Source organism: Myceligenerans cantabricum (genome assembly GCF_054777735.1).
In genome coordinates, this window is the sequence record NZ_BAAHAJ010000013.1 from 123,974 (window position 1) to 148,677 (window position 24,704).

Annotated in this window: 23 protein-coding genes; 11 read left to right on the plus strand and 12 right to left on the minus strand. The window is 73.0% G+C overall.

Annotated elements, in window-relative coordinates; translation table 11 throughout:
• Positions 1-79 precede the first annotated feature (79 nt).
• The gene (locus tag ACYU96_RS17750; RefSeq protein WP_460756513.1) at positions 80-679 is read left to right on the plus strand and encodes a sigma-70 family RNA polymerase sigma factor; all 600 of its coding nucleotides are present in this window, start codon (positions 80-82) and stop codon (positions 677-679) included.
• Complete coding sequence (locus ACYU96_RS17755) at positions 676-1,962, plus strand: hypothetical protein (RefSeq protein WP_460756516.1); 1,287 nt, start codon at positions 676-678, stop codon at positions 1,960-1,962. The genes ACYU96_RS17750 and ACYU96_RS17755 overlap by 4 nt, the downstream gene beginning before the upstream one ends.
• A 26-nt stretch (positions 1,963-1,988) precedes the next feature.
• Here ACYU96_RS17755 and ACYU96_RS17760 read toward each other — a convergent pair whose 3' ends face one another.
• Positions 1,989-2,777, minus strand: coding sequence for a deoxyribonuclease IV (locus tag ACYU96_RS17760; protein WP_460756519.1), 789 nt, complete (start codon positions 2,775-2,777; stop codon positions 1,989-1,991).
• Between the two features lie 78 nt (positions 2,778-2,855).
• On the opposite strand from ACYU96_RS17760, the gene ACYU96_RS17765 reads away from it, so the two are divergent.
• The 3 genes from ACYU96_RS17765 (at position 2,856) to ACYU96_RS17775 (ending at position 7,376) form a co-directional block, all read left to right on the plus strand.
• On the plus strand, positions 2,856-3,794 hold the full coding sequence (locus ACYU96_RS17765) for a DNA/RNA non-specific endonuclease (protein ID WP_460756522.1): 939 nt from the start codon (positions 2,856-2,858) through the stop codon (positions 3,792-3,794).
• Positions 3,795-3,853: 59 nt separating this feature from the next.
• Positions 3,854-6,547: a phosphoenolpyruvate carboxylase gene (locus tag ACYU96_RS17770; protein ID WP_460756524.1), complete on the plus strand. Its 2,694-nt coding sequence runs from the start codon at positions 3,854-3,856 to the stop codon at positions 6,545-6,547.
• 103 nt (positions 6,548-6,650) lie between these two features.
• The gene (locus ACYU96_RS17775; RefSeq protein WP_460756526.1) at positions 6,651-7,376 is read left to right on the plus strand and encodes a sirohydrochlorin chelatase; all 726 of its coding nucleotides are present in this window, start codon (positions 6,651-6,653) and stop codon (positions 7,374-7,376) included.
• Positions 7,377-7,382: 6 nt separating this feature from the next.
• Here ACYU96_RS17775 and ACYU96_RS17780 read toward each other — a convergent pair whose 3' ends face one another.
• Complete coding sequence (locus ACYU96_RS17780; protein ID WP_460756529.1) at positions 7,383-8,387, minus strand: 5'-3' exonuclease; 1,005 nt, start codon at positions 8,385-8,387, stop codon at positions 7,383-7,385.
• A gap of 443 nt (positions 8,388-8,830) precedes the next feature.
• Between ACYU96_RS17780 and ACYU96_RS17785 the strand changes: the two genes are divergently transcribed.
• The 3 genes from ACYU96_RS17785 to ACYU96_RS17795 all read left to right on the plus strand — a co-directional run bounded on the left by ACYU96_RS17785 (position 8,831) and on the right by ACYU96_RS17795 (position 11,185).
• Complete coding sequence (locus ACYU96_RS17785) at positions 8,831-8,971, plus strand: hypothetical protein (protein ID WP_460756531.1); 141 nt, start codon at positions 8,831-8,833, stop codon at positions 8,969-8,971.
• Positions 8,968-9,840 (plus strand): IS3 family transposase, encoded by an 873-nt coding sequence (locus ACYU96_RS17790; protein WP_460756534.1) that lies wholly within the window; start codon positions 8,968-8,970, stop codon positions 9,838-9,840. The genes ACYU96_RS17785 and ACYU96_RS17790 overlap by 4 nt, the downstream gene beginning before the upstream one ends.
• A gap of 343 nt (positions 9,841-10,183) precedes the next feature.
• Positions 10,184-11,185: a glycoside hydrolase family 11 protein gene (locus ACYU96_RS17795; protein ID WP_460756537.1), complete on the plus strand. Its 1,002-nt coding sequence runs from the start codon at positions 10,184-10,186 to the stop codon at positions 11,183-11,185.
• A 117-nt stretch (positions 11,186-11,302) separates the two neighbouring features.
• Here ACYU96_RS17795 and crcB read toward each other — a convergent pair whose 3' ends face one another.
• From crcB to ACYU96_RS17820, 5 genes are all read right to left on the minus strand, one after another.
• Positions 11,303-11,689: a fluoride efflux transporter CrcB gene (gene crcB / locus ACYU96_RS17800; protein ID WP_460756539.1), complete on the minus strand. Its 387-nt coding sequence runs from the start codon at positions 11,687-11,689 to the stop codon at positions 11,303-11,305.
• A complete protein-coding gene (locus ACYU96_RS17805; protein ID WP_460756542.1) occupies positions 11,686-12,207 on the minus strand; it encodes a fluoride efflux transporter FluC in 522 nt (173 codons plus the stop codon). Before ACYU96_RS17805 ends, crcB begins: the two co-directional genes overlap by 4 nt.
• Before the next feature lie 77 nt (positions 12,208-12,284).
• Complete coding sequence (locus ACYU96_RS17810; protein WP_460757052.1) at positions 12,285-12,761, minus strand: universal stress protein; 477 nt, start codon at positions 12,759-12,761, stop codon at positions 12,285-12,287.
• A 47-nt stretch (positions 12,762-12,808) separates the two neighbouring features.
• Positions 12,809-13,825, minus strand: coding sequence for a sigma-70 family RNA polymerase sigma factor (locus ACYU96_RS17815; protein WP_460756545.1), 1,017 nt, complete (start codon positions 13,823-13,825; stop codon positions 12,809-12,811).
• Positions 13,826-13,945: 120 nt separating this feature from the next.
• Positions 13,946-16,189, minus strand: a complete 2,244-nt coding sequence (locus ACYU96_RS17820; protein ID WP_460756547.1) for a SpoIIE family protein phosphatase — start codon at positions 16,187-16,189, stop codon at positions 13,946-13,948.
• A 168-nt stretch (positions 16,190-16,357) separates the two neighbouring features.
• Here ACYU96_RS17820 and ACYU96_RS17825 point away from each other — a divergent pair, with 168 nt between their 5' ends.
• A complete protein-coding gene (locus ACYU96_RS17825) occupies positions 16,358-17,056 on the plus strand; it encodes a hypothetical protein (RefSeq protein WP_460756550.1) in 699 nt (232 codons plus the stop codon).
• Between the two features lie 102 nt (positions 17,057-17,158).
• Positions 17,159-19,213 carry a penicillin-binding transpeptidase domain-containing protein gene (locus ACYU96_RS17830; RefSeq protein ID WP_460756553.1) on the plus strand — a complete coding sequence of 685 codons (2,055 nt, stop codon included), beginning with the start codon at positions 17,159-17,161 and terminating at the stop codon, positions 19,211-19,213.
• A gap of 83 nt (positions 19,214-19,296) precedes the next feature.
• Here the strand turns inward: ACYU96_RS17830 and ACYU96_RS17835 are convergent, their stop codons facing one another.
• From ACYU96_RS17835 to ACYU96_RS17855, 5 genes are all read right to left on the minus strand, one after another.
• Positions 19,297-19,782, minus strand: coding sequence for a hypothetical protein (locus tag ACYU96_RS17835; RefSeq protein ID WP_460756555.1), 486 nt, complete (start codon positions 19,780-19,782; stop codon positions 19,297-19,299).
• Positions 19,783-19,945: 163 nt separating this feature from the next.
• Positions 19,946-20,257 carry an SHOCT domain-containing protein gene (locus ACYU96_RS17840; RefSeq protein WP_460756558.1) on the minus strand — a complete coding sequence of 104 codons (312 nt, stop codon included), beginning with the start codon at positions 20,255-20,257 and terminating at the stop codon, positions 19,946-19,948.
• A gap of 151 nt (positions 20,258-20,408) precedes the next feature.
• The gene (locus tag ACYU96_RS17845; RefSeq protein ID WP_460756560.1) at positions 20,409-21,080 is read right to left on the minus strand and encodes a response regulator; all 672 of its coding nucleotides are present in this window, start codon (positions 21,078-21,080) and stop codon (positions 20,409-20,411) included.
• Positions 21,077-22,618 carry a sensor histidine kinase gene (locus ACYU96_RS17850; protein ID WP_460756563.1) on the minus strand — a complete coding sequence of 514 codons (1,542 nt, stop codon included), beginning with the start codon at positions 22,616-22,618 and terminating at the stop codon, positions 21,077-21,079. Before ACYU96_RS17850 ends, ACYU96_RS17845 begins: the two co-directional genes overlap by 4 nt.
• Positions 22,619-22,805: 187 nt before the next feature.
• On the minus strand, positions 22,806-24,041 hold the full coding sequence (locus tag ACYU96_RS17855) for an amidohydrolase (RefSeq protein WP_460756565.1): 1,236 nt from the start codon (positions 24,039-24,041) through the stop codon (positions 22,806-22,808).
• Positions 24,042-24,122: 81 nt separating this feature from the next.
• Here ACYU96_RS17855 and ACYU96_RS17860 point away from each other — a divergent pair, with 81 nt between their 5' ends.
• Positions 24,123-24,698 (plus strand): hypothetical protein, encoded by a 576-nt coding sequence (locus ACYU96_RS17860; protein WP_460756567.1) that lies wholly within the window; start codon positions 24,123-24,125, stop codon positions 24,696-24,698.
• Positions 24,699-24,704 lie beyond the last annotated feature (6 nt).

Below are 24,704 nucleotides of genomic sequence, written 5' to 3' on the forward strand. Positions count from 1 at the left end.
GGACGCCCGCACAACACTTTCCGTGGGAGGTTCGTCGGGAGGGGTATGAGGCCAGCGATGCCAGGGACGGGAGCCGACGATGGGTTGGCATGAAGAGCTCGAGACGCTTGCGAGAGAGCGCGGCAGTGCGCTGACCGGGTACGCGTACACGCTCTGCGGCGACGTGCGGCAGGCCGAGGACCTCGTCCAGGAGGCGCTCGTGCGGTACTGCTCGCGGCTGGTGCGGCCACGCGAGGTGCGCGGGCGCACGTCCGACGACTCGGGGATGCGGACGGTCCCGCTGGACGGCAGCGCCGCCAGACGGCCGGATCCCCTGGCCCGGGTGGAGAGGGTCGAGGCGTTCGTGCGCCGCACGATCCTGAACCTCTACCTCGATGGCTGGCGGCGGAAGAAGCGCTGGACCGCGCTCGAGCCGCGGGTCGCGGAGGCCACGCACGTGCGCTTCCCCGACTCGGGCATCACCGCCCGCGCGGACGTCGTGCGGGCGCTGGACGAGCTGACGCCGCGGCAGCGCTCGGCCGTCGTGCTGCGGTACTTCGAGGACATGACCGTCTCGCAGGTCGCGCAGACGCTCGGCACCGCGCCGGGCACGGTGAAGCGCTACCTGCACGACAGCATGCGTGTCCTGCGCGGCGTGCTCGGACCGACGATCAGCGCGAGTGAAGGAGGCACCCGATGAGCCACGAGAACGACAAGAACCCCGCCGACGGCTGGGCCGACCCGGACGAGAGGCGGGTCCTGGCCGAGACCCTGACCGCGATGGCGGCCGGCGTCGACCCCGGCTCCCCGACGGGACCTGCCGCCATGCTGGGTCACATGACGGGCCGGGTGCGGCGGCACCGGACGGCGAAGCTGAGCGCCGCCGGCGGAGCGCTGGCCGTGGCCGGCGTGCTGGCCTTCGGCGCGACACAGCTCGTGCCCTTTCAGGACGCGTCGCCGGTGCTGCCGGCGGGCCCGTCGTCGTCGGCCTCCGCGCGTGCCGAGCAGAGCCCGGAGCCGAGCGATCCGGCCGACGGGCTGCGGGTCGACGCGGGCCACCAGCCCGAGCTGCTCGAGGGCACGAGCCTGGCCTGCGGCCTGGCGTGGTCCGAGGTGGTCGTGTCCGACGACGTCCGGCTGGCGTACGGAGACGACCCGCGGACGACGGCGCTCCGCGAGGACGGTGGGTGGGCCCACTTCCTCTCCGTCCCGGTCACGGCCGTCGACGGCGCCGGCAGCGACGTGCGCGCGGACGACCTCAACTGGCCGACGCTCGTCTGGACGGACGCCGGGGGCACCGTGGTCGACGTCGGGGACTGGGCCCCGTGGATGTTCACCAACCCGGAGAACGCCTCGGGCGTCACCGAAGCCAGCTCCGCCGACGTCAACGAGTGCGCACCCGACGCTCCGGGCGGAGCGCTCCCCGACGGCTCCTACGAGGTCCGGGCCATGACCGTCCGAGAACCTGACGACGCCCTGATCGCGGGTCCCGCCGCACGGGTGGTGATGGTCGACGGTCAGCCGACCACGGCCGACGGCGGGGTCGAGGCAGCCGAGCCGATCAGTCTCCCGGAAGGCCCCGACGAGAAGATCGTCGCGCAGCGCGGCATCAACAGCGTCATCCTGGACCGCACCGGCGAACGGGAACGCCGGGTCGCGTACCTCGGCGACGTGGCCGCGGCGGAGCAGCTCGCGATCGAGGGGACGGAATTCGAGGTGCGGGCCCGCTGCACCACCACCGGAAGGCCGGGGACCGAGGGTGACGGGGCCGACCTCGCCCTCGCCGACCTGCGCGGGTCCTGGAGCGTCCCGTCCGGTGCGGAGCCGGTCGGCCTGGTGTGCGACGGGGCGGAGCACGTCCTGCTCTCCCAGCTCGTCTACACCGGCGACGCGTTCTCCGTGGACGGCGAGGTGGGCGTCGCGCTCACGGAGGTCGACGACACCGTGGCCCAGGTGAGCGTCCGCCTGACCCCAGCCGGCTAGGCCGACCGACTGGCCCCGGCTGCCTGTCAGGCCGGCAGGCGGTCGCGGAGCCAGGCGATGTCGGGTGCCATGTCGCCCTTGGTCTCGCAGATCACCGGTGCCCCGGCGGCCGAGATCACCGCGACGAGCTGCTCCTGGGGGATGGTGCCCTGTCCGAAGTTGATGTGCCGGTCCGCGCCGGAACCGGCCTGGTCCCGGGAGTCGTTGGCGTGTACCAGGTCGATCCGGCCGGTGATGGCGCGGATCTGGCCGGCGGCCTCGGTCAGGTCGAGCCCGCCCGCCCAGGCGTGGCAGGTGTCGAGGCAGAAGCCGACCTGGTCCGCGCCGTCGGCCTGCTGGATCGCCGCCCAGGTCTGCTCGATCCGCTCGAGCCGCCGTGCCATGGAGTGGTCGCCGCCCGCGGTGTTCTCCAGCAGCACGGGAATGTCGGTCTCGAGCGCGTCGACGGCCTTGCGCCAGTTGTCGAACCCCTTGGCGGGGTCGTCGTCGGCCGTGACGTGCCCGCCGTGCACGACGACGCCCCGGGCGCCCACCTCGCCCGCGCGGTCCACCGTGGCCTGCAGCAGCTTGCGGCTCGGGATGCGGATACGGTTGTTCGTGGAGGCGACGTTGATGACGTACGGCGCGTGCACGTACACGTCCAGCCCGGCGGCCGCGACGTCGGCCCGGAACGCCTCGGTACCGCCCTCGTACGGGAGGTCGGGGACCTTCCACCGCTGCGGATCGCTCAGGAACACCTGCACCTGGTCGGCCCCGAGCGTCGTCGCCTCTGCGACCGCCCCGGCCAGCCCCACGTGCGCACCGATCTTCACCATGCCGACCAGCCTACGGCGTGACCTCCCGGAGGGCGGGGACCGGCCGTCCGCACCCGCCGTTCGCCGTGATCTGCTGAGATGTCGTCCGTGATCGGATACGACGCCGAGTTCATCGGCCCCGGCGAGCTCGCCGTCCCGCTTCCCGTCCCCGCCCAGGACGTCCGGCGGCTCGACTACACCCACTTCAGCGTGCTCCTCGACCCCGTCCGGCGGCTCGCGGCCGCCACCGCCTGCGTGGTCGACGGCGGCAAGCTCGTCGAGCTCCCCCGCACCGGTAGCTGGCGGCTCGACGCCCGCATCCCCGCCGGCGAGCAGGCCGGCAAAGGGCTCTACGAGAACAACTCGTTCGACCGGGGGCATCTGGTGCGGCGCCTCGACCCGGTGTGGGGCGACGCCACGTCCGCGGAGCAGGCCAACGCCGACACGTTCACCTTCACCAACGCCGCGCCGCAGGTGGACGCCTTCAACCAGTCCAAGGAGCTGTGGAACGGCCTTGAGGACCACATCCTGGAGTACGCGGACGCCCACGACCACCGCATCATCGTGCTCACCGGCCCCGTCCTCGGGGAGGACGACCCGGTCTACCGCGACGTCGGCATCCCCCGCATGTTCTGGAAGGTCGTGGCCTGGGCGTCGTCGCACGACGGCGCCGGGGACGACGGCGCTCCGGACGCGGACCCGTCCTCGGCGACGCGCCTCTGGGCCGCCGCCTTCGTGCTCGACCAGACCCCGCAGCTCGACGAGGCCGAGCTCGCGGAGATCACCACGCAGGCGCTCGCCCGCGCCCAGGTTCCGCCGCTCGGCCCGTTCCGCACCTACCAGGTGCCCGTGGTCGACGTGGGATCGCTCACATCGATAGACCTCGGCCCCCTGCTCACCGCGGACGTCCTCGGGACCGCGCCGCAGCCGCCGTCGGACGGGGAGCCGGCCGAGATCCTCGTGCAACGCGTGCCGGAGGCGCGTCGCTGGACCGAACTGGCTGGACGCGGCCAGATCCACCTCCCGAAAGGTTCGTGACCGTTCGGGGTTCGGACGCAAAGTTCGTCTCAACGCCAGTTACGAATAGTCTCTAGACCGTGAGCGACACAACGACTGCCCGCGGCTCGGCACCTCACGAGATTCCCGACCCGCTGCGAGACGACGTCCGACTGCTCGGCGGCCTGCTCGGCGACATCCTGCGCGAAGCCGGCGGGCAGGAGCTGCTCGACGACGTCGAGCGCCTGCGCGAGCTGACCATCCACGCCTACGGCAACGGTCACGACGGTGCGCTGGCCGAGGCGGCGGAGCTGGTCGACGGCTTCACGCTGGAGCGCGCCGAACAAGTGGCCCGAGCCTTCACCTGCTACTTCCACCTGGCGAACCTCGCCGAGGAGTTCCACCGGGTGCGCGTGCTGCGCACCCGTGAAGCGAAGACGACGAGCGGCCCCGCCGTCCTGGAGGACACCCTCCCAGAGGCGTTCGCGCAGCTCACGGAGGAGGTCGGCCGCGAGGAGGCCCTGCGCCGCCTCGACGAGCTGGAGTTCCGGCCCGTCCTGACCGCCCATCCCACCGAGGCCCGGCGCCGCGCCATCAGCGGCACGATCCGGCGCATCGGAAACCTGCTCGCCGAGCGCGACGCACAGCACCTCGGCGGCGTCTCGCTCGCCGAGAACGAGCGCCGTCTCCTCGCCGAGATCGACACCATGTGGCGCACGTCGCCGATCCGGCAGTCGAAGCCGTCGGTGCTCGACGAGGTCAAGACCATCATGGGCGTGTTCGACGCCGTGCTGGTCGACGTCTTCCCGGACGTGTACCGCCGCCTCGACGACTGGCTGCTGGCCGACGACGCCGGCAGGGTCGCCCCGGCGGCGCAGCCGTTCGTGCGGCTCGGCTCGTGGATCGGCGGTGACCGCGACGGGAACCCGAACGTCACCGCCGAGGTCACCCGCAAGGCCGCCACGATCGCCTCCGAGCACGCCCTCACGGCGCTGGAACGGGTCGCCGTCGAGGCAGGGCGCCGGCTCACGCTCGACGAGGTCGACACCGCGCCGTCGGCGGAGCTGACCGGCCTGCTGCAGCGCCAGAAGCAGCTGTCGGGCGAGCTCGCCGACAAGGCCTCGGCCGCGTCCCCGCGGGAACCGCACCGGGCCGCGATGCTCGCGGTCGCGGAGCGGATCGCCGCCACGCGCACCCGCGACGCCGACCTCGCCTACACCGACGCCCAGGAGCTGGAGCAGGACCTGCGGGTCGTGCAGGACTCCCTCGTCGCCGCGGGCGCGCCCCGGGCCGCCTTCGGCGATCTGCAGCGCCTCATGTGGCAGGTGCAGACCTTCGGCTTCCACCTCGCGGAGCTCGAGATCCGGCAGCACTCCCAGGTGCACGCCGCGGCGCTCGAGGAGATCCGCGAGAAGGGAGTCCACGGAGACCTGAGCGAGCGCACCACCGAGGTGCTCGACACGTTCCGCGCCCTCGGAGCCGTCCAGCAGCGGTTCGGGCGGCAGGCGGCCCGGCGCTACATCGTCTCCTTCACGCAGGAGCCGGCGCACCTCGCCGCCGTCTACGAGCTGGCCGCGCTCGCGTTCGACAGCACGGACGACGCTCCGGTCATCGACGCGATCCCGCTGTTCGAGACCTTCGCCGACCTGCAGAACTCCGTCGACATCCTCGAGTCGATGCTCGAGCTGCCGGCGGTGCAGAAGCGCCTCGCCGACAACGAGCGGCGGGTCGAGGTCATGCTCGGCTACTCGGACTCGTCGAAGGACGTCGGGCCGGTGTCCGCCACGCTGGCGACCGACCAGGCCCAGTCGCGCATCGCGGAGTGGGCCCAGCGGCACGACATCACGCTCACGCTGTTCCACGGCCGCGGCGGCGCGCTCGGCCGTGGCGGCGGCCCCGCGAACCGCGCGGTGCTCGCGCAGCCGCCGCACTCGGTGGACGGCCGGTTCAAGCTGACCGAGCAGGGCGAGGTCATCCTGGCCCGCTACGGGGACCCGACGATCGCCGCCCGGCACATCGAGCAGGTCGCCGCGGCGACGCTGCTGGCTTCGGCTCCGTCGGTGGAGCGGCGCAACGCGGCAGCCGCTGCCGAGTTCACCGAACTCGCCGCCCGGCTCGACCTGGCCTCCCGGACCAGGTTCCACGAGCTGGTCAAGGCCGACGGCTTCCCGCAGTGGTTCGCCCAGGTCACGCCGCTGGAGGAGGTCGGCATGCTGCCGATCGGCTCCCGGCCGGCGAAGCGTGGGCTGTCGGTGAACAGCCTTGACGACCTCCGCGCCATCCCGTGGGTGTTCTCGTGGTCGCAGGCCCGCATCAACCTGGCCGGCTGGTACGGCCTGGGCACGGCGCTGCGGGAGCTCGGCGAGTCCGACGGCGGTCTCGACCGCCTGCGCGAGGCCCGTTCCCGCTGGCCGTTGTTCGCGACGCTGCTGGACAACGTCGAGATGTCGCTCGCCAAGACGGACGAGCGGATCGCGGAGATGTACCTGGCGCTCGGTGACCGTGACGACCTCGCGCAACTGGTGCTGCACGAGCTGCGGCTCACCCGCGAGTGGGTGCTGAAGATCTCGGGCAACGCCTACCCGCTGGCCGGGCGCCGCGTGCTCGGCCGAGCGGTCCAGGTGCGGTCGCCCTACGTGGACGCCCTCTCGCTCCTGCAGGTCCGCGCGCTGCGCGGCCTGCGCACGGGCACGGACGGCGACGCGACCGTGGACGGTGACTACCGCGGCCGCCTGCAGCACCTGCTGCTCCTGACGGTCAACGGCGTCTCGGCGGGCCTGCAGAACACGGGCTGACCCGCGCTCCGGCGAGCGCACGGGTCGGAGGGGCCGGACACTACCGGCTCCGCCGGCCCGTGCGCTCGCCGGACGGACCAGAGCGGCAGGACGGAGGACGGGCATGACACCAGTGCTGGTGGGGACATCCCACGGGACCGACGACGGCGCGGGGCAGGCGGCCGTGCGGGCGCTGCTCGACGGTGTCCGGGCCGCGCGGCCCGACCTCGACGTGCGCGAGGCGTTCGTCGACGTGCAGACCCCGGAGGTCGACGACGTGCTCGCCGGGTCCGTGGCCGACGCCGGGGCCGCCGTCGTCGTCCCGCTGCTGCTGTCGACGGGCTATCACGTGCGGCACGACATCGCGCGGGCCGTCGCGGCGCACGCGGACGTGGCGACGGCCGCGGACCCGCTCGGCCCGGACCCGCGCCTGGTCGACCTCCTGGCCGACCGGCTGTCCCAGATCGACGATGACGCCGGGCTCCGGCCCGACGACGTCGTGGTGCTGGCCGCCGCGGGCTCGTCCGTCGCGGCGGCGGCCGTCGCGGTCGAGGAGGTCGCGGCGGGCCTCGCGGAACGGCTGGGCCGCCCGGTGACGCCGTCGTACGGTGCGGGCGCCGAACCGCGCGTCCCCGCCGCGGTCGCGGCGGCCCGCGCGGACGTGCCCGGCGGCCACCGCGTCGTCGTCGCCTCCTACCTGCTCGCTCCGGGGTACTTCCACGACCGGGTCCTGGAGTCGGGCGCCGACGTCGCGACCGCCCCGCTGGCGCCGTCGGGGAAGCCGGACGAGCGGCTGGTCCGGATCGTCCTCGACCGCTACGACGCCGCGGCGGCGCGCCTCACGGGCTGACGGGGCTCAGCCGGCCGGGGAGGTGTGCGCGGCCAGGGCGTCGCCGACCCGCTTCACGCTGGAACGGAGCCCCCAGCGCTCGATGAGGGCCAGCAGGGCCGCCTCGTCCGCGGGCTCGGTGGGCAGGGCATCCTCGACGTGCGGGATCGGGGCGTCGCGGGCCACCCGGACCACGAGCGGGGCGACGTCGAGGTAGTCGGCGGCGTCGAGCAGGCGCCGGCGCTGGGTGGCGGTGAGGCCCTTGTCGGACGCGTCGTCCCGGGCGCGGAGGACACCGGCGAGGTCGCCGTACCGGTCGAGCAGCCTGGCGGCGGTCTTCTCGCCGATCCCCGGGACGCCCGGCAGCCCGTCGGACGGGTCGCCGCGCAGCGTGGCCATGTCCGCGTAGGCCTGGCCGGTGGGCACCGCGTACTTCTCGGCGAGCTTCGCCTGGTCGATCACGTCGGGGTCGCGCACGCCCCGGGCCGGGTACAGCACCCGGACGCCGGCAGCGTCGTCGACGAGCTGGAAGAGGTCGCGGTCGCCGGTGACGATGTCGACGCGCGTCGGGGCGTCCGCGGGCGGCGGGCTGCCGACGGCGGTGACCGCGGCGCGCGCTCTGGTCACCTCGCGCTCGGTGAGGGTGCCGATCACGTCGTCGGCCTCGTAACCGGGCGAGCCGACGCGGGCGATCCCCAGCGCGGCGAGCACGTCGACGATGACGGGGACCTGGGGCGCCAGCGCCTCGGGGACCACCTCGGTGCCCGCCTCCGCGTCCGCGACGCGGTGCTCCTTGTAGGAGGGGATCGCCGCGACCCGGAAGGCGGGGCGCCAGTCGTCGTCCCAGCACGCCACCATGCGGTCCGGCCGGCGCTCGGTGATCAGCCAGGCGATGGTGTCCAGCAGGCCGCGGACGGCGTTGACAGGTTCGCCGCGCGGCGAGCGCAGCGAGTCGGGCACGCCGAAGAACGCGCGGAAGTACAGGCTCGCGGTGTCGAGCAAAAGCAACTTGGTGCCCGTGTGGGTGCTCACGGTCCGACCCTAGCCACGAATCCGCTCCGGCACGTCATGTCGGGGCACGGCAGGGAAGCAGGTACCCCATGGGTTCCGAGCTCGTCGTCATCGTTCGCACCTCTACCAGCGTGAGCGTGCGGCGCAGGGTGTGCCCGCGAGTGCAGCTCCACGCGCACGTCGTCGGGGCTTCCCTCTGAGTAGTGGACACGCGAGAGACTGGACCTGGTTTGGTCCGGAGGAAGCGAGTCTGCCGTCATGGTGCGGAGGTTCTACCGGAGGGGTTCGAGGCTGATGCTGTTGAGCCGTACTCCTGCACGCCGGGGGCGACGATCAAGAAGATCGCTGCTGACCTGGGAATTCACGAGGGAACCCTGTCGGCGTGGTTGCGTGCGGCGGGGTGAGGACGGCGCCGGGCGCCGGCTGGGACGGCGATGGTGGTGCGGGGACGTCCGGGTCGGGGGGTGCCCGAGACGCCGGCCGAGGAGCTGGAGCGGCTGCGCGGCGAGGTCAAGCAGTTGCGAGCGGACAAGACGTTGCTGGAGACCGAGCGGGAGATCCTGCGCAAGGCGGCGAAGTATTTCGCGGGCGAGACGACCTGGTGAGCAGCCGCTTCCAGCTCGTCGCCGAGTTCCACGACGCCTACGGGGTGAAGCGGCTGTGTCAGGTCCTGCAGATCGGCAGGTCCTCCTACTACAAGTGGCTCGCTGGGGCCGCCCGTCGCGAGCAGCGGCAGGCTGCTGACGCCGCCGTGGCGGCGAGGGCCGCAGCGACCACGGCGGAGTTCGACGGGACCTACGGGTCCCCGCGGGTGACCGCGGAACTGCGCGGGGCCGGGGTCGTGGTGAACGTCAAACGGGTGGCCCGGGTGATGCGCGAGCACGGCATCATCGGGGTGCACCTGCGCAAGAAGGTCCGCACCACCGTGCCCGCGAAAAAGGCTCCGAAGGTTCCTGACCTGCTGGAACGGGACTTCACCGCGGACGCCCCCACCGGAAGCTCGTCGGTGAGACCTCCTGCCGCCACGTGGGCTGCCCTCGCAGTTGCTGTTCTCTCAGGCTGCACCGGGAGCCCGGCCGTCGGTGATGCGCTTGCCATGGGAGATGCTCCGTGGGGGGCGTGTCATACGGGGGAGGGCGGTACGACGGTCACCTTCGGCACCCCGATCAGCAATGGCGGCGACACAGCGATCGAGATCCAGGACGTCTCGCTGGTGCGTCCTGATGGCATCGTTCTGGCTGGCAGTGCTGTCGTCGAGGATGAGGCGGACTACGTCGGATCATCGCTCGGTTGCAGGTCGAGTACCTATCGGAGGCGGGCACGGTGCAGTCCCAAGAGACCCTTGGCCGGTTCGGCATCGGGACGGGTGGTCAGAGCGGTGAGACCTATTGCAGCGAGAGGTTCGCCGGGGAGTGATGTTGGCGGTGGCGACGAGCTGTCCCGCGTGGTGCTCCACGACGACATGGAGCCGTGACGAGAGGGAGCTCTGACGGGGACCGCCGACGGACCGGCCGCGGATCGGCGCGAGGGGGCACCACGACCGCCGTCGCACACGGCTCCGGCGGGCTCAGCCGATAGCTGCACCCATCAGGTAGGCGGACGCTCGCGGTGTCGAGCAGCATCAGGCTCATGGTCCCCAGCCTGCCACCGGGCGGCCCATGCCGACCGATCGGCCGTTTCACGAAAGTACCTAAAACTATCGAATCATGCATGCTAAACGTTTGAATTCTTGACCCGACCACCAAGCGGATCGAAAACTGACCACTGCGGAAGGGCGGACGCGATTCATCCAATGCGGCACAAGGGAGTGCGAGACGATGTCGAAATCGTTTACTAACACCAGATCCGGACCCGGGCGGCGTCGCCGTCTGGCCCAGGCGCTGGCGAGCGCGGCGGCCGCGCTCGCACTGGTCGTGACCGCGGGCAACCCCGCCGCGGCCGTCGACACGAACGAGGAGGGCAACCACGGCGGGTACTTCTACTCGTTCTGGACCGACACGCAGGGCTCGGTCTCGATGAACCTCGGTTCGGGTGGCAACTACTCCACGCAGTGGAACGGCACCAACAACTTCGTGGCCGGCAAGGGCTGGAACCCGGGCAGCAGCAGCCGGGTGGTGAACTACTCGGCCCAGTACAACCCCAGCGGCAACTCCTACCTCACCCTGTACGGCTGGACCCGCAACCCGCTGGTCGAGTACTACGTCATCGAGTCCTGGGGCTCCTGGCGGCCGCCGGGCAACGCCAACTACTACGGCACGGTCAACAGCGACGGCGGCACCTACGACATCTACCGCACCCAGCGGGTCAACCAGCCGTCCATCGACGGGACCGCGACCTTCTACCAGTACTGGAGCGTCCGGACGTCGAAGCGGACCAGCGGCACGATCAGCTTCCAGAACCACGCGAACGCGTGGGCCCAGAACGGCCTCAACCTGGGCAACCACTACTACCAGATCATGGCGACCGAGGGTTACCAGTCCAGCGGCAGCTCCAACGTCTCGGTGTCCGAGGGCTCCGGCGGCGGGGGCGGCGGCAACCCGGGTGGCGGAGGCGACGGGTCGTGCAACGTCACCACGACCCGCACCGAGTCGTGGGGCGACCGCTTCAACACCACCTTCAACGTGACCGGCTCGAACAACTGGGTGGTCACGATCAACACGGGCTCCGGCCAGTCGCTGCAGAACTCGTGGAACGCGAGCGTCAGCGGCACCTCCGGCACCCTGACCGCCAGACCCAACGGGAACGGCAACAACTTCGGGATCACGCTCTACTCGAACGGGAACACCAGCACGCCGAGCGCGAGCTGTTCGTCCTCCTGAGCATGCGTCACCGGTGACGACGGGCGGGCGCCCGCGATGCGCGAGTGCCCGCCCGTCCTCGTGCACGGGGCGTGTGCGGGCCGGTCGGGTGCCCGGGGCCCTGGGCGTGCGGAGCGGTCAGGCGACCAGGCCGACGACGGCGATCCCGCACGCGACCGCGGCGACGGTGGCCACCAGTGTGCCGACCGCGCTGACCAGCGCCTGTCGGGCCCGGTTCGACCGGGCAAGGCGCACCGTCTCGACCATGGCGGTGGAGAAGGTGGTGAATCCGCCGCACAGCCCGGTGGCCAGGGCGAGGCGCCAGGGCTCGACGGCGTCCGCGCCGTGCCCGCCGAACAGTACGAACCCGGCCACGACGCCGATGAGCAGCGAACCCAGCACGTTCACCGTGAACGTACCCCACGGGAACGCGCCGCGGTGGCGGGTGCGGATCTCGCCGTCCAGCACGAACCGCGCGGCGGCTCCGACCGCGCCGCCGGCTGCCACGAGGAGCAGGCCGGTCATCCTGCTGCCTCCGTCCCCGCCGTCGCGCCGGCGCGGCGCAGGTAGGCGCTTCCGGCCCGGTCACCGAGCACGACCCCTGCCAGGCAGCACGTCGCGCCCAGCGCGAGCGTGACCAGCACGTAGGCGACGGCGACGCCCGCCTGGCCGCCGGCCAGCAGGCGTTCCGTCTCCAGCGCGAGGGCCGAGTACGTCGTGAATCCGCCGAGGAACCCGGTGCCGCCCGCGAGGCGCACGTTGCGTCGCAGCGGAGTCTCCCTGCCGAGCCGCGCGAGCGCTTCCAGGCCGAGACCGAGGGCGAACGCACCGAGAAGGTTGACCGCGAGCGTGGCCAGGGGCCAGCCGCCCGTCGCGCCGTCGGCAGGGAGGAGGGCCTCGACGCCGTACCGCGCGGCGGAGCCGAGACCGCCGCCGAGGGCGACCAGGCCGATCAGCGCAGGGCGCCGGTGGGCAGGCCGTCTGCGGCGCCCGTCCGCCACGGGCGGGGGCGCCGGGGAGGTCCCAGGGCGCTGTCCGTTCATCGAGGACCACGATGCCGCATGCGCGCCGATCCCCGCTGTGGTGCCCGTGCCGGGTTCGCGTCGTCCGGGTGTGACGCTCACGCGTCCCCCGCATCGTCCGCCGCCCGGTGCTGCTCCGGGAGGACCACCAGCGGACGGCGCTGGTCGTGGACGAGGTGCCCGGCCACCGTGCCACCCACCACGCTCGTCGCCCAGCCCCGCAGCCCCGCCCGGCGGGCGCCGATCACGATCATCGCGGCGTCCACCTCGTCGGCGACGCGGGACAGCTCCCGTGCCGGGTCGCCCGCGCCGCGGACGGCCGACCAGGGGAGCCCGACGTCGGCCATCGACCGGTTCAGCCCGTCCAGCACGTCGGCGGCGTACTGGTCGTCGGACATCACGATGTCTGGGTCGACGGACACGACGAAGCCGTTCGTCTCGGTCACCGCGGTCTCGTCCACCCACAGGCAGACGATCTCCACGAGCGAACCTCCCAGGCTCTGCACGAGCGACGCTGCTCGGCGCGGGAGGTCCGGCTGCCGGTGGTCCACGCCGACCACCACGGATCTCATCATCACGCCCCGAGGCTATCGGGCCGTGTGACCCGCGTCACCAGGATGCCCTAGTCGAGATGCTCCGGAAGGCCGAACAGCGGGAACAGTCGCTCCGGGGAGCGGAACGTGGTGATGCCCGTGATCTTCTCGCCGTCGTTCTCCAGGACCGCGAGGCCCCACGGGAACCAGCCGCCGCCCGGGTCGGGCCGGTACTGCCCGTAGGCGAGCGAGCCGTTCGCGCGCACGGGCACGAGCCGGGAGCCGCGGCAGCCCGAGCCGACGCCGAGCATCCAGGCCTTGATGTCCGCCACGCCCTGCAGCCACATGGCGTACGGCGGCATGTTCATCACGGCGTCCTCGCGGAGCAGCGCGCTGAGGCTGTCCATGTCGTACCGCTCGAACGCGTCGATGTAGCGCTCCAGCAGGGCGCCCTCGGCCTCGGACCGCTCGGTCTGCGGGGCGCTGGTCGCCGCGTCCAGGTCGAGCGCGCGGTCCGCCAGCGTGGCCCGGGCCCGCTGGAGCGCGCTGTTCACCGACGCGACCGACGTCTCCAGCAGCTCCGCGACCTCCACGGCCGGCCAGCGCAGCACCTCGCGCAGCACCAGCACGGCGCGCTGCTTCGCCGGCAGCGTCTGGAGCGCTGCGACGAACGCGAGGCGGACCGACTCGCGCGCGATCGCCGTGTTCGCCGGGTCGCCGGGGCCGGGCAGCACCCGATCGTCGGGGACCGGCTCGATCCACCGTTCCTCGGGCAGCTCGGCCGCGAGGCTCTCCATCACCGGCGCGGACGCCGCACCCAGGCCCATCGGCCTCTCGCGCTTTGCCCGGGCGGAGCCGAGCATGTCGAGGCAGACGTTTCCCGCGATCCGGTAGAGCCAGGTGCGCAGCGACGAGCGTCCTTCGAAACGGTCGTAGGAGCGCCACGCGCGCAGCAGCGTCTCCTGGACCGCGTCCTCGGCGTCGAACGCGCCGCCGAGCATGCGGTAGCAGTAGCCGGTCAGCTCGCGGCGGTGCTTCTCCAGCCCCGCGATGAGCTCCGGATCGATCTCGCCGGCGCCGAGTGCGACGCCCGTCGTCTGTGCCATGAATCACACGCTACGCCGAGGGTCTGACATTGCCGAGAGATTCGCTCCACTGGTTGGTGCGGGCGGCTCCCGCCCCGTGATCCCGCGGCCCGGCGCGGCCGGCGGCGGCCCGGCAGCGACCTACCCGCGGTCGATCTCGAACCAGACGGTCTTGCCCCGCCCGCGCCCCCGCCGGCTGTCCGCGGCACCGCCGTCCGGCCCGTCGTCGACGTGCTCCTCGACGCCCCAGCGGGAGGCCAGACGTTCCAGGAGCTGCATCCCGCGCCCGCCGAGCTCCCGTGCGGCCGGTGACCGGGGCTGCGGCAGCTCGGGCGACGCGTCGCGCACGCCGATGTGGACCCGCTTCGCGTCCACGTCGACCTCTGCGGTGATCGGCGTCGTGCCGTGGTCCAGCGCGTTCGTCAGGATCTCGGACGCGAGCAGCGTGATCGTGCGGCGTCGGGCCAGCGTGACGCCACAGGTCTCGAGCATGTCGTCGATCCAGAGCCGGGCCGGGGCGAGGTCCGACAGGTCGGCGATCTTGCGCCCCGCCCGTGCGGTCCCGGGCTCCGCCCGGTTGCTCGCCGTCACCCGGGCCCGCACGCGCACGGCGAGCACGGCGACGTCGTCGTGCTGCTCCTGCCCGATCAGCCGGCGGACGAGCGTGATCGGGAGAGCGGCGGTCGCCGTGTCCGCCAGCGCGGCGAAGGTCTTCTCGAGGCGGGCGAGCGCCTCGTCCTCGGACGCGGACCGCTGCTCGGTGAGCCCGTCGGTGTACAGCAGGAGGGTCTCGCCCGGGCGCAGCAGCGTCGCGTGGTCCGTGCGCAGGTGGCCCGGGACGACGCCGAGCATCATGTCGCTGCGCGCGTCGAGCCGCTCCACGTGGCCGTCCTGGCGGAGCACGAGGGGCGGTGGGTGCCCGGCGCTCGACCACGTCATCTCGTAGGTGCCGCCCCCGCCGTTGACGCGGTCCAGCCGGACGAGCACGCCCGTGCCGGACGCGTGCAGGCCCAGGCCGTCGTTGGCCTTGTCGAGCAGGCGCAGGAGCTCCGACGGCGTGGCGTCGTGGCTCCACGCGAGGGCGCGGAGCAGGGAGCGGAGCTGCCCCATGGTGGCGGCGGCGTGCATGTCGTGCCCGGTGACGTCGCCGACCATGAGGATGGACGCGTCGTCGTCCAGCCGGACGGCGTCGTACCAGTCCCCGCCCACCTGGTCCGACCGGGTGGCCGGGGAGTAGGTGCAGGCGAGGTCGAGGCGGGCGATCTGCGGCAGCCGGCTGAGCATGGAGCGTTGCAGGGTGGTCGCGGCCCGGCGGCGCTCGTCGAGCAGCCAGGCGCGTTCCAGCGCGTCTCCCGCGTACTGGGCGAGGGCGGCGCCGAGCGCGAACATGTCCTGGTCGTTGCGTGCGTTCCGCTCCCAGACGAAGACGACGACACCGACCACCCCGCCCGGCCGGATACCGAACGCGGTGCCGCTCGGCGAGAGCACCGGGAGGAAGGCGCGTGCGCCCATCCCCTGGCCCGTGTACGGAGCGACCGACGGGAAGGCGTCGGCCATCTCCTCCTCCGACGCGAAGAACTGTGGCTTGCCGGTACGGACCACCTCGCAGGCGGGGCGCGCCTCGGAGAGCTTCGCGTGCCGGTGCGCCGCGGGGAAACCGGGCTCGACGTGGGCCAGCGAGGTGTAGGTGATCCCGCGTCGGTCGGTGTCGACGAGGGCGAGGCCGCAGTAGCGGGCGCCGACGCCGGTGGTGCCGATGTCGGCGATGATCGCGTCGACGTCGTTCACGGACTGCGCGCCGGCGAACGCCTCGCTGAGGGACAGGAGGAAGCGGCTGCGCCGGTTCGCGCGGACCGCCGCGTGCTGCACCCGGCGGGCGCGTTGCCGCTCGGCCTGGAGCCGGGCCTCCGCGCTGCACGCGGCGGCGAGGTCCTCGAGGGTCGCGAGGGCGTCCTCGGACCAGGCGCGCGGGCGCTCGTCCACCGCGATCAGGGCGCCGATCGGGCGCCGTCGCAGGTCGTGCACCGGGAAGCCCACGTACGCGACGACCCCCAGCTCCCGCATCACGGGACAGTCGCGGAACGCCGGGTCCTCACGCACGTCCTCGACGACCACCGGCGCATCCGCCTTGACGACAGGCAGCACCAGCTCGTTCCGGACGCGGAGGGCCTCGTCCCCCGGAGAGGTCGAGCTCCCCGCGCGGTCCACGGTGCCGTCGGCGTCGGCGGGAGCGAAGTCGTCATCGGCCAGGATCGCCACGGCGGCCGCGGGTACCTCCAGGTGACGGCGCACCAGCCGGGCGAATCGGTCGAAGGCTTCGTCGGCGACCTGGAGACCGAGGCCGACGTGCGCCAGGTCGTTCACAGCCTGGAGGTCCGTCGGCATCTTTCCAGTATTCCGGGAAACATCCGGTCTCGCCTGTTGACCACGTGGAGCCGCAGGATGGCGCGCCCGGAGCGGCCGACGACGGGCCGAACGTTTGTCTAGGTATTGCGATCCACGTCACACCGCGCGCACACTGGACGAAGCATCGAACCACAGTGGGGGTGGATCGTGACCGGAAGCGCTGGAACCTTTGACATCCTGCCGATGCTCGGACGCGGCAAGCACCGGAACCCCAAGAAGGGTGCCTGCTTCATGGAGCTCGCATCCTTCCTCGCGGGAGAGAGATGGAGCGACCACCCGTCGTGCACCCATCCGCTGGTGGCCATGCTCGCGCGGGCAGTCAACGACCTGACCTCGGACAACGCACGTCCGCAACTGGCTCCACTGATCCCGTCCGTGATCGGCCTGACCAGCGACGACCCGCGATGGGACGTCCGTATCGCGCTGCGCGCCGCCCAGACCGCGCTGCCGATCTCACCGGCCGACCGGCAGCAGACCCTCGCCGTCGCCGTCTACGGTGCCGAGCGCATGCTCGACGTCCTCGACGAACGGCCGCCCGGAACCCTCGCGCCGGAGTCGGCCGAGGCGCTCGAGGCGGTCCCGAGGACGGCCGCGTGGGCGGAGCGGTTCTGTGCGGGCACCACGGTGCGGCCCAAGCGCTTCGTGCGGGACGCCGCCCCGAGCGTCGTGTCCACGGCGGTCCAGGGGATCTCCGAGGCGTTCGTGCCCGACGTCGACGCGCGGCTGCGCAACCTGCTCGCCGCCACCGTCGACGACACCCGCCGCTGGGCGGGAGCCGCGTACGACGGCGCCGCGCTGGACCCGGCCGAGTGGCGCGAAGTGGTCAAGGAGGCCCGGGCGGTGTGACGCCGCGACGTGCGGGCCCCGCGCGGCACGTGCCACGGTTTCACCCGGGAATCTTCGGCGCTGGTGCATGAACTGATCAGGGTGCTCCACTAGCCTCGCACCGTGGAGCCCGCACACGGACCGAACGAGACCGAGCCGAACCCCGTCCCGCCGCCCGCCGACGAACCCCCGTCGTACGTCGTGCCGCCGCCCGTGGTGGCGCCGAAGCGGCGTCGTACGGGCATCGTGATCGGGATCGCGTCGGTGCTGGCGCTGGCCGCGCTCGGCGTGTCGGCGTGGCTCCTGCTGCGCGAGCCCCCGGTTCCGCCCGGGGCCGAGCCCGCCGAGACGTTCGGTGCCGCGCTGGCCTCGGGTGAGCTCGTCGACGTCCCGGTGACCACCAGCACCTCGGTGGTGCCGGAGGAACAGTACGCCGCGGTCTTCGCGAACCTGAAGGAGTCCACCGACGGGCCCCAGGTCACCCTCGGGGAGACGACGCCGGTCGAGCGGAACGACGACGGGACGGCGTCCTTCACCGCCACCTACGCCTGGTCCTGGCCGGTCACCGACAAGGACGCCTGGGAGTACACCACCGACGTCGAGTTCATCTACCCGGGCGCGGACGGGCAGGAGCCCGGCACGTGGCGTGCCGCCTGGGCACCGTCGATCCTCGCACCCGGGCTGAAGGGCGGGGAGCGGCTGGCCGTCGAACGGGTCGATCCCGTGCGTGCGGACATCGTCGGCGCCGGCGGCGACACGATCGTGACGGAGCGTGACGTGCTGACGGTCGGCGTCGACAAGTCGCGGGTGGAGCCGTCCGAGTGGGAGTCGACGGCGCGGACGCTGGCGAACCTGCTGGACTTCGGCGGCGCGGCGAGCGACGACCTCGTGCGGCGCACCGAGCAGTCCGGCGCCAAGGCGTTCGTGCAGGCGATCGTGCTGCGCAAGAACGACTCGGGGTACAACGTGCACGCACTCGAGGCGACCCCGGGCGTCCTGCTCATCCCGGGGACCCGGGCGCTCGCGCCGACCGCAGACTTCGCCCGGCCGATCCTCGGCACCACCGGCGAGGCCACCGCGGAGATCATCGAGAACTCCGAAGGGCGGATCTCCGTCGGGGACGTCGTCGGCGTCTCCGGCCTGCAGGCCGCCTACGACGAGCAGCTCGGCGGCACGCCGGGCATCCGCGTCTCCGCCAAGAATCCTGAGGGCGACGACGATCCCCGCGAGCTGTGGTCGGTCGAGGCGCAGGACGGGGAGCAGGTCCGGCTGACCCTGGACGTGGCCATGCAGGAGCACGCCGAACGCGTGCTGGCCGACGCCGACGAGAGGTCGCCGAGCGCGATCGTCGCCGTCGACGGCAAGAGCGGTGGCGTGCTGGCGGCGGCGTCCGGGCCGGGGAGCGAGGGGTACAACACGGCGATGCTCGGCCAGTACCCGCCGGGCTCCACCTTCAAGATCGCCTCCGCACTCGGGATGCTCCGCAACGGGCTCACACCGGACACCGAGGTCTCCTGCCCGGACAGGATCGTGGTGGGCAAGGAGTTCGACAACGTCGACGGCTACCCGCAGAGCGCCACCGGCGAGGTGCCGTTCCGCACCGCGTTCGCGCACTCGTGCAACACCGCGATGGTGGGGCAGCACGACCTGGTCTCGCAGCAGGACCTGCACGACGCCGCGGCGTCGCTCGGGTTCGGGCTGGAGGGGGCGCGGCTCGGGGCGAGCGGCTACCTGGGCGAGATCCCCGCTGACGACTCCGGCGACGCGGACCACGCGGCGTCGTTCATCGGGCAGGCGCGGGTGCTCGCCTCGCCGCTGGCGATGGCGACGGTCGGGGCGAGCGTCGCCGGCGGGCGGACCGTGGCGCCGTCGCTCGTGGTCACGGACGACACCGAGGACGTGGAGGAGTCGCCGAGCAGCCTGACCGGTGACGAGGCCGCCACGCTCCGCGAGCTCATGGCCGGGGTCGTCGAGGTGGGGTCCGCGAGGGACGCCCTCAGCGGCGTGCCCGGCGTGGTCGGCGCGAAGACCGGCAGCGCCGAGGGCAACGGCGGCCTGACCAACGTGTGGATGGTCGCGGTCAAGGGCGACATCGGGGTGGCCGTGTTCGTCGAGGACGGCGACTTCGGTTCGACGACGGCAGGCCCGATCATGCGGGACTTCCTGACCGGGAGCTGACGGCGAACGGCAGAGCCCTCGACGCACGGCGTGCGTCGAGGGCTCGGTGCCGGGTCGAGGGCCCCGGCGTTCGGCCCGTCGCGTCAGGAGCCGGGTGTCCACCCTTCCTGGGCGCACTCGGCCTTGAAGGCCTCGATCCCGGTCACCACGTCCTGCGGGCGGGCCGTGGCGCCCTGCTTCGCCTGGTCGAACGGGGTCCGGATCCGTTCCAGGTGCCTGGAGATGCCGGCCGGGGAGAGACCGATCAACGAGGAGATCTGGTTGCTCACCTTGGACACCTTGCCCAGCGTGGTGGCCGGGTCGAGCGGCTTGGCGACGACCGGTGCCAGCGTGCGCGCCTTGATCGACAACGGCTGGTTGCCGCCGAAGAAGGCGTCGCACGCGCCGATGACGTCGTACTCCTGGGAGAGGGCGATCGCGGTGTCCGGAGCCGCGAGGTCCAGGCGGCTCTCGCCGGAGGAAGAGGGTTCGGGGGTGCTGGTCGTGCCGTCTGCTGAGGCGGCCGACACGGAACAGCCGCTGAGCAGGAGTGTGCCCGCGACGGCCGCAGCGATGATGGGGGTACGCATGGGCAAAATTCTCACCCCACCGTGTTACGTCTCCAAACCTTCTGGATGGCGGGTTCATGCCAGCCGCACGGTCGTTCCTTGCCGATTCCCGGCCCGACGTCCCGGCGCGGCGTCGTCGTTCGCTCACGACGCCGCGCCGGCGACGGTCCGTGGACGCGCCGCGTCAGCCCTTGCCCTCGCCCGGGTTCGTGGACGGGCGCAGGACCGCGAGACGGCTGCGGTACTCCGACTCCTCGATCTCGCCGCGCGCGTAGCGCTCGCCGAGGATCGCCACCGGGTCGGGGCCCGCGCCCTGCCGCGCCCACGGCGGGCCCTGGCGGAAGCCCCGCCGGGCGCCGCGGGCGACCATGAAGACGATCGCCGCGACGAGCAGGAACCACAGGATCGGGAAGATGATGAACCAGCCGGGGCCGCCGCCCCAGCCGCCGTGCGGCATGTGAGTGGCGACCTGGGCCACCTCGGTCATCGTGATCATGTCGACCTCCGGAGTGTGCGGCCCTGGGCCGCGAACCACGGTGCTGTCCGCACCGGCGGCCGGATCTCCGGCCGCACCACCAGCGTCGTCCGCGCGGGGCCCGCCGTCGTCCGCCCTCCGTACCGTCCCGGGTACCCCGTGCGTACCGCGGTCAGGGCCTGGCTTCCCAGCCCGGGCGGACCAGGCCGGACTCGTACGCGACCACCACGAGCTGCGCGCGGTCCCGCGCGGCGAGCTTCGTGAGCACCCGCGACACGTGCGTCTTCACCGTGGACTCCGACAGGTAGAGCTTGCGGGCGATCTCGTCGTTCGCCAGCCCGCCCGCGACCTCCACCAGGACCTCGCGCTCGCGGGGCGTGAGGTCGTCCAGCCCGGCCGGCGCCTCGACGTCCCGCGCCGCCCCGGCGACCCGCGCGAGCAGCCGGCGCGTCACGCTCGGCGACAGCAGCGCCTCCCCCGACGCCGCGACCCGCACCGCCCGCACCAGGTCGGCCGGGTCGGTGTCCTTCACCAGGAAGCCCGCTGCCCCGGCGCGGATGGCCTCGGTGACGTACTCGTCGAGCTCGAAGGTGGTCACCACGACCACGTGCACGGCGCCCGCGCGCGGGTCCGCGGCGATCCGGCGGGTCGCGGCCAGGCCGTCGGCGCCGGGCATCCGGATATCCATGAGGACGACGTCGGGCAGGTGCTCCAGCGTCAGGGCGACGGCGGCGTCGCCGGTCGCGGCCTCGGCCACGACGTGCATGTCCGGCTCGGAGTCCACCAGGGCCCGGAATCCGCCGCGGACCAGGGCCTGGTCGTCGGCGAGCAGGACGTCGATCACTCGGTCTCCTCGGCTGTCGGGTCGTGCTGAGGTGTGTGGTGCCGAGGTGTGTCGGGCCGCGGCGGGTGGTGCACGGGTGCGGTGCCGCCCGCCGTCTCGACGCCGGTCGCCCGGTGGCCGGGACGGTCGCCGGGGAGCGGGAACGACGCCCGGACCAGCCAGCCGACGTCGTCGGGGCCGGTCTCGAGCGTGCCCCCGAGCGCCTCGACCCGTTCCCGCATGCCGCGCAGGCCGTACCCGCCACCGCGGGTGCCGGGTTCGCCGCGCCCGTCGTCGGACACCACGACCAGGCACGACGTGCCGCTGCGCCGTACCGAGACGGCGACGCGTGTGGCGCCGGCCGCGTGGCGCCGGACGTTGGTCAGCGCCTCCTGCACCACGCGGTGCGCCGCACCCGTGACCGGGTCCGGGAGCCCGCGTGCCTCGACCTCCAGCGTCACCGTCAGCCCTTCGGCGCGCGTCTGCGCGGCGAGCCGCTCCAGCCCTGACAGGTTCCAGGTCGGGGCGAGCGGCGGGCCGCCGGCGTCGGCGGACGACGGCGGTCCGGGGTCCTCAGGTGGCCCGTCGCGGCCGGTCTCGGCGCTCCCGGCGGCGCGGCTCGTGCCCGCGGTCGCCGGCGGAGGCTCCTCGTCCGGCTCCCTGCGGACGATCCCGAGGACGGTACGGACCTCGGCGAGGGCGTCGCGGCTGGTGTCGCGGATCGACGTGAGGGCGCCGCGGGCCTGGCCCGGGTCGCGGTCCAGCAGGTGCAGGCCGACGCCCGCCTGCACGTTGATGCCGGACAGCGAGTGGGCGAGGACGTCGTGCAGCTCGCGGGCGATGTGCAGGCGCTCTGCCGTGACGGCGGTGCGCTCCCGCTCGGCGGCGGTCTCCCGCTCGGCGGCGCGGGCAGCGGCCCGCCGGGCGGCCCGGTCCCGGATGCCGCCCGCCACGAGGAGCGCGACGACGGTCCAGGCGGTGCCCGCACCGAGGCCGACCGGGGAGAGACCCACCGTGGTGGCCGGGGCGTCGCCGACGCCGTCGCCGGCCGGGATGCGGGAAGGACCGCCGTGCGGGCCCCAGCCGCCCGAGCGGCCCGGCCCGCCGAAGCCCGACTCCTGCCAGACGGGTGGCGCGAGGACCCCCGCGGTCACGACCGCGCCGAGCAGCAGCGCGGCACCGGACCAGGCGATCAGGCGGCCCCGCCGTGCGGGGCCGCTGAGGACGATCGCCCCCAGCAGGACGACGGGTCCGGCGATCACCGGGCCCCACGGGTAGCCGGCGAGGAGGTAGGCACCGGTGGCGCCGACCGAGACTGCCGCTGCGGTGGCAGGGCGGCGGGGCAGGAGGAAGACGATCACGGTCGGCGTGACCAGGAGCAGCGCCAGGGTTCCGCCGTCTGGCGGCCGGGCCTCGGGCTGGACCGACCTGGAGGCCAGGCTGCCCAGCGTGGTCACGGCCAGGAGGGCGATCGCGACGAAGATCCGTCCGCGGCGCCGGTCCAGCGGCCCGCGGTCCCCGGTGGCCGGAAGCGGGCGGCGTCCCTGGTCGAGCGACATGCTCGCCACGCTAGCCGGGTACCGGGCCGGACGCGTCACCCTGGGGTGCCGTCCTGCCCGGTACCGCGGAGGTGCTCCGCCGCGGATGCCGCGCACGCGTCCGGCCGCGGGCCCGGGGACGTCGCCCGGCTACGGATTCGTGCCGGTGCCCGGCACGGCCTCCGCACCGGGCTCCGGCGCCGGCTTCTCAGGCGAAGCGGGCCGTGCGCTCCGTGACGCGGCGGTCGCCGCGGCCGTCGTCGGCCTCCTGGTCCCAGCGGTAGACCTCGGTCCCGGTGATGAAGACCTGCTCGGCGCGCTGGCCGGAGTCGAACGGGTCGCCGGACCAGAGGACGACGTCGCCGTCGAGCCCTTCCCGGATGGCGCCGACCCGGTCGCCCAGCCCCAGGAAGGACGCCGGGTTCGTGGTGATCGCCTGGAGCGCGGTGTCGCGCGGGAGGCCGTCGCGGGCCGCGAACGACGCCTGGTGCACCAGGAAGTCGATGGGGATGACCGGGTGGTCGGTGGTGATCGCGACGCGGACGCCGGCCGCGGCCATCTTCGCGATGTTCGCGTTCGTGCGGTGGCGGACCTCGACCTTGGAGCGCGAGGTGAACATCGGGCCGTAGATGACAGGGATGTCCTTCTCGGCGAGGACGTCGGCGATCAGGTGGCCCTCGGTGCCGTGGTTGACCACGAGGCGGTAGCCGAACTCCTCGGACAGCCGGATGGCCGTGGCGATGTCGTCGGCCCGGTGGGCGTGCTGGTCCCAGGCGAGCTCGCCCGCGAGCACGCGGGCGAGGGTCTCCTTGCCCAGGTCGCGCTCGAACGGTTCGCCCTTGGCAGCGGCGGCGTCGCGCTTCGCGACGTAGTTCTGCGCGTCGACGAACGCCTTGCGGATCACGACGGCCGTGCCGAGGCGGGTGGACGGCAGCGTCTTCTTCTCGCCGTAGACGCGTTTGGGGTTCTCGCCGAGCGCGGACTTCACGGAGACCGAGTCGCTGATGACCTGCTCGTCGATGACCCGGCCGCCCCAGGTCTTCATCGCGATGGTCTGGCCGCCGATCGGGTTGCCGGACCCCGGTTTCATGACCGCGCTGGTCACACCGCCGGCGAGGGCGTCGCGGAAGCCCTCGTCCTCGATGTTCACCGCGTCCAGCGCGCGCAGCGCGGCGCCGTTCGGATCGGTCATCTCGTTGGTGTCGTCGCCGGCCCAACCGACGCCCTCCTCGTGGATGCCGATGTGCCCGTGCGCCTCGACGAAGCCGGGAAGGAGCCACTTCCCGCGCCCGTCGACGGTGGGAGTGCCCTCAGGAACCACGACGTCCGGTCCGACAGCGGTGATCACGCCGTCCTGGATCAGCACGGTGCCGCTCTCGATGGGTGCGGAGGCGACAGGGACGACGTGGGCGCCGGTGATGGCGACGCTGGAGCGAGTGGTCATGGGAAACATCATCGCGCAGCCCGTGCGGGACGCAGTCGATAGGATCCGCCGGGCGGATTTTTTACTCGAAGGAGACTCGACGTGGCATCCCGACGTTCCAACCTCGGCACGTTCCTCGGGGACACCTGGGGCACGCGCATCATCCGGCTGCTCTTCGTGGTCGGGGCCGTCCTGATGGTGACTCTCCTGGCGCTCGTCCCGTTCGGGATGCGCGACGCCAGGAACGCCGAAGGGCTCCTCTCCGACGGCGAGCGCGTGACCGCGACGGCCGCGGAGGGGCAGGCGCCGGTCCGCGAACGGAACCGGAGCGACGCCCCCGACAAGCGGGAGATCATGGACCCGCAGGTGCGCGCGTCGGTCAGCCTCCCCGACGGCACGCAGACCCTCGACCTCAACGCCCCCGAGGGCGCGCCGAAGACGGCGTACCAGGAGACCTGGGCGCCCGCGCCCGCCCCCTACGAAGGCTCGTTCGAGGTCGTGTACGACGCCGCCGACCCGGGCGGCACGGTCATGGCGGTCACCGACGCCGAGGAGAAGGCCGACTACAGCCCGGCCGGCAACGTGATCCTCGCCGTGTTCTTCCTCGTCTGGACGCTGGCCTTCGCCTACCCGTTCTTCCGCTCCTTCCGCCGCAAGCCGGCGCCGGCGCAGCCGTAGGCCGGC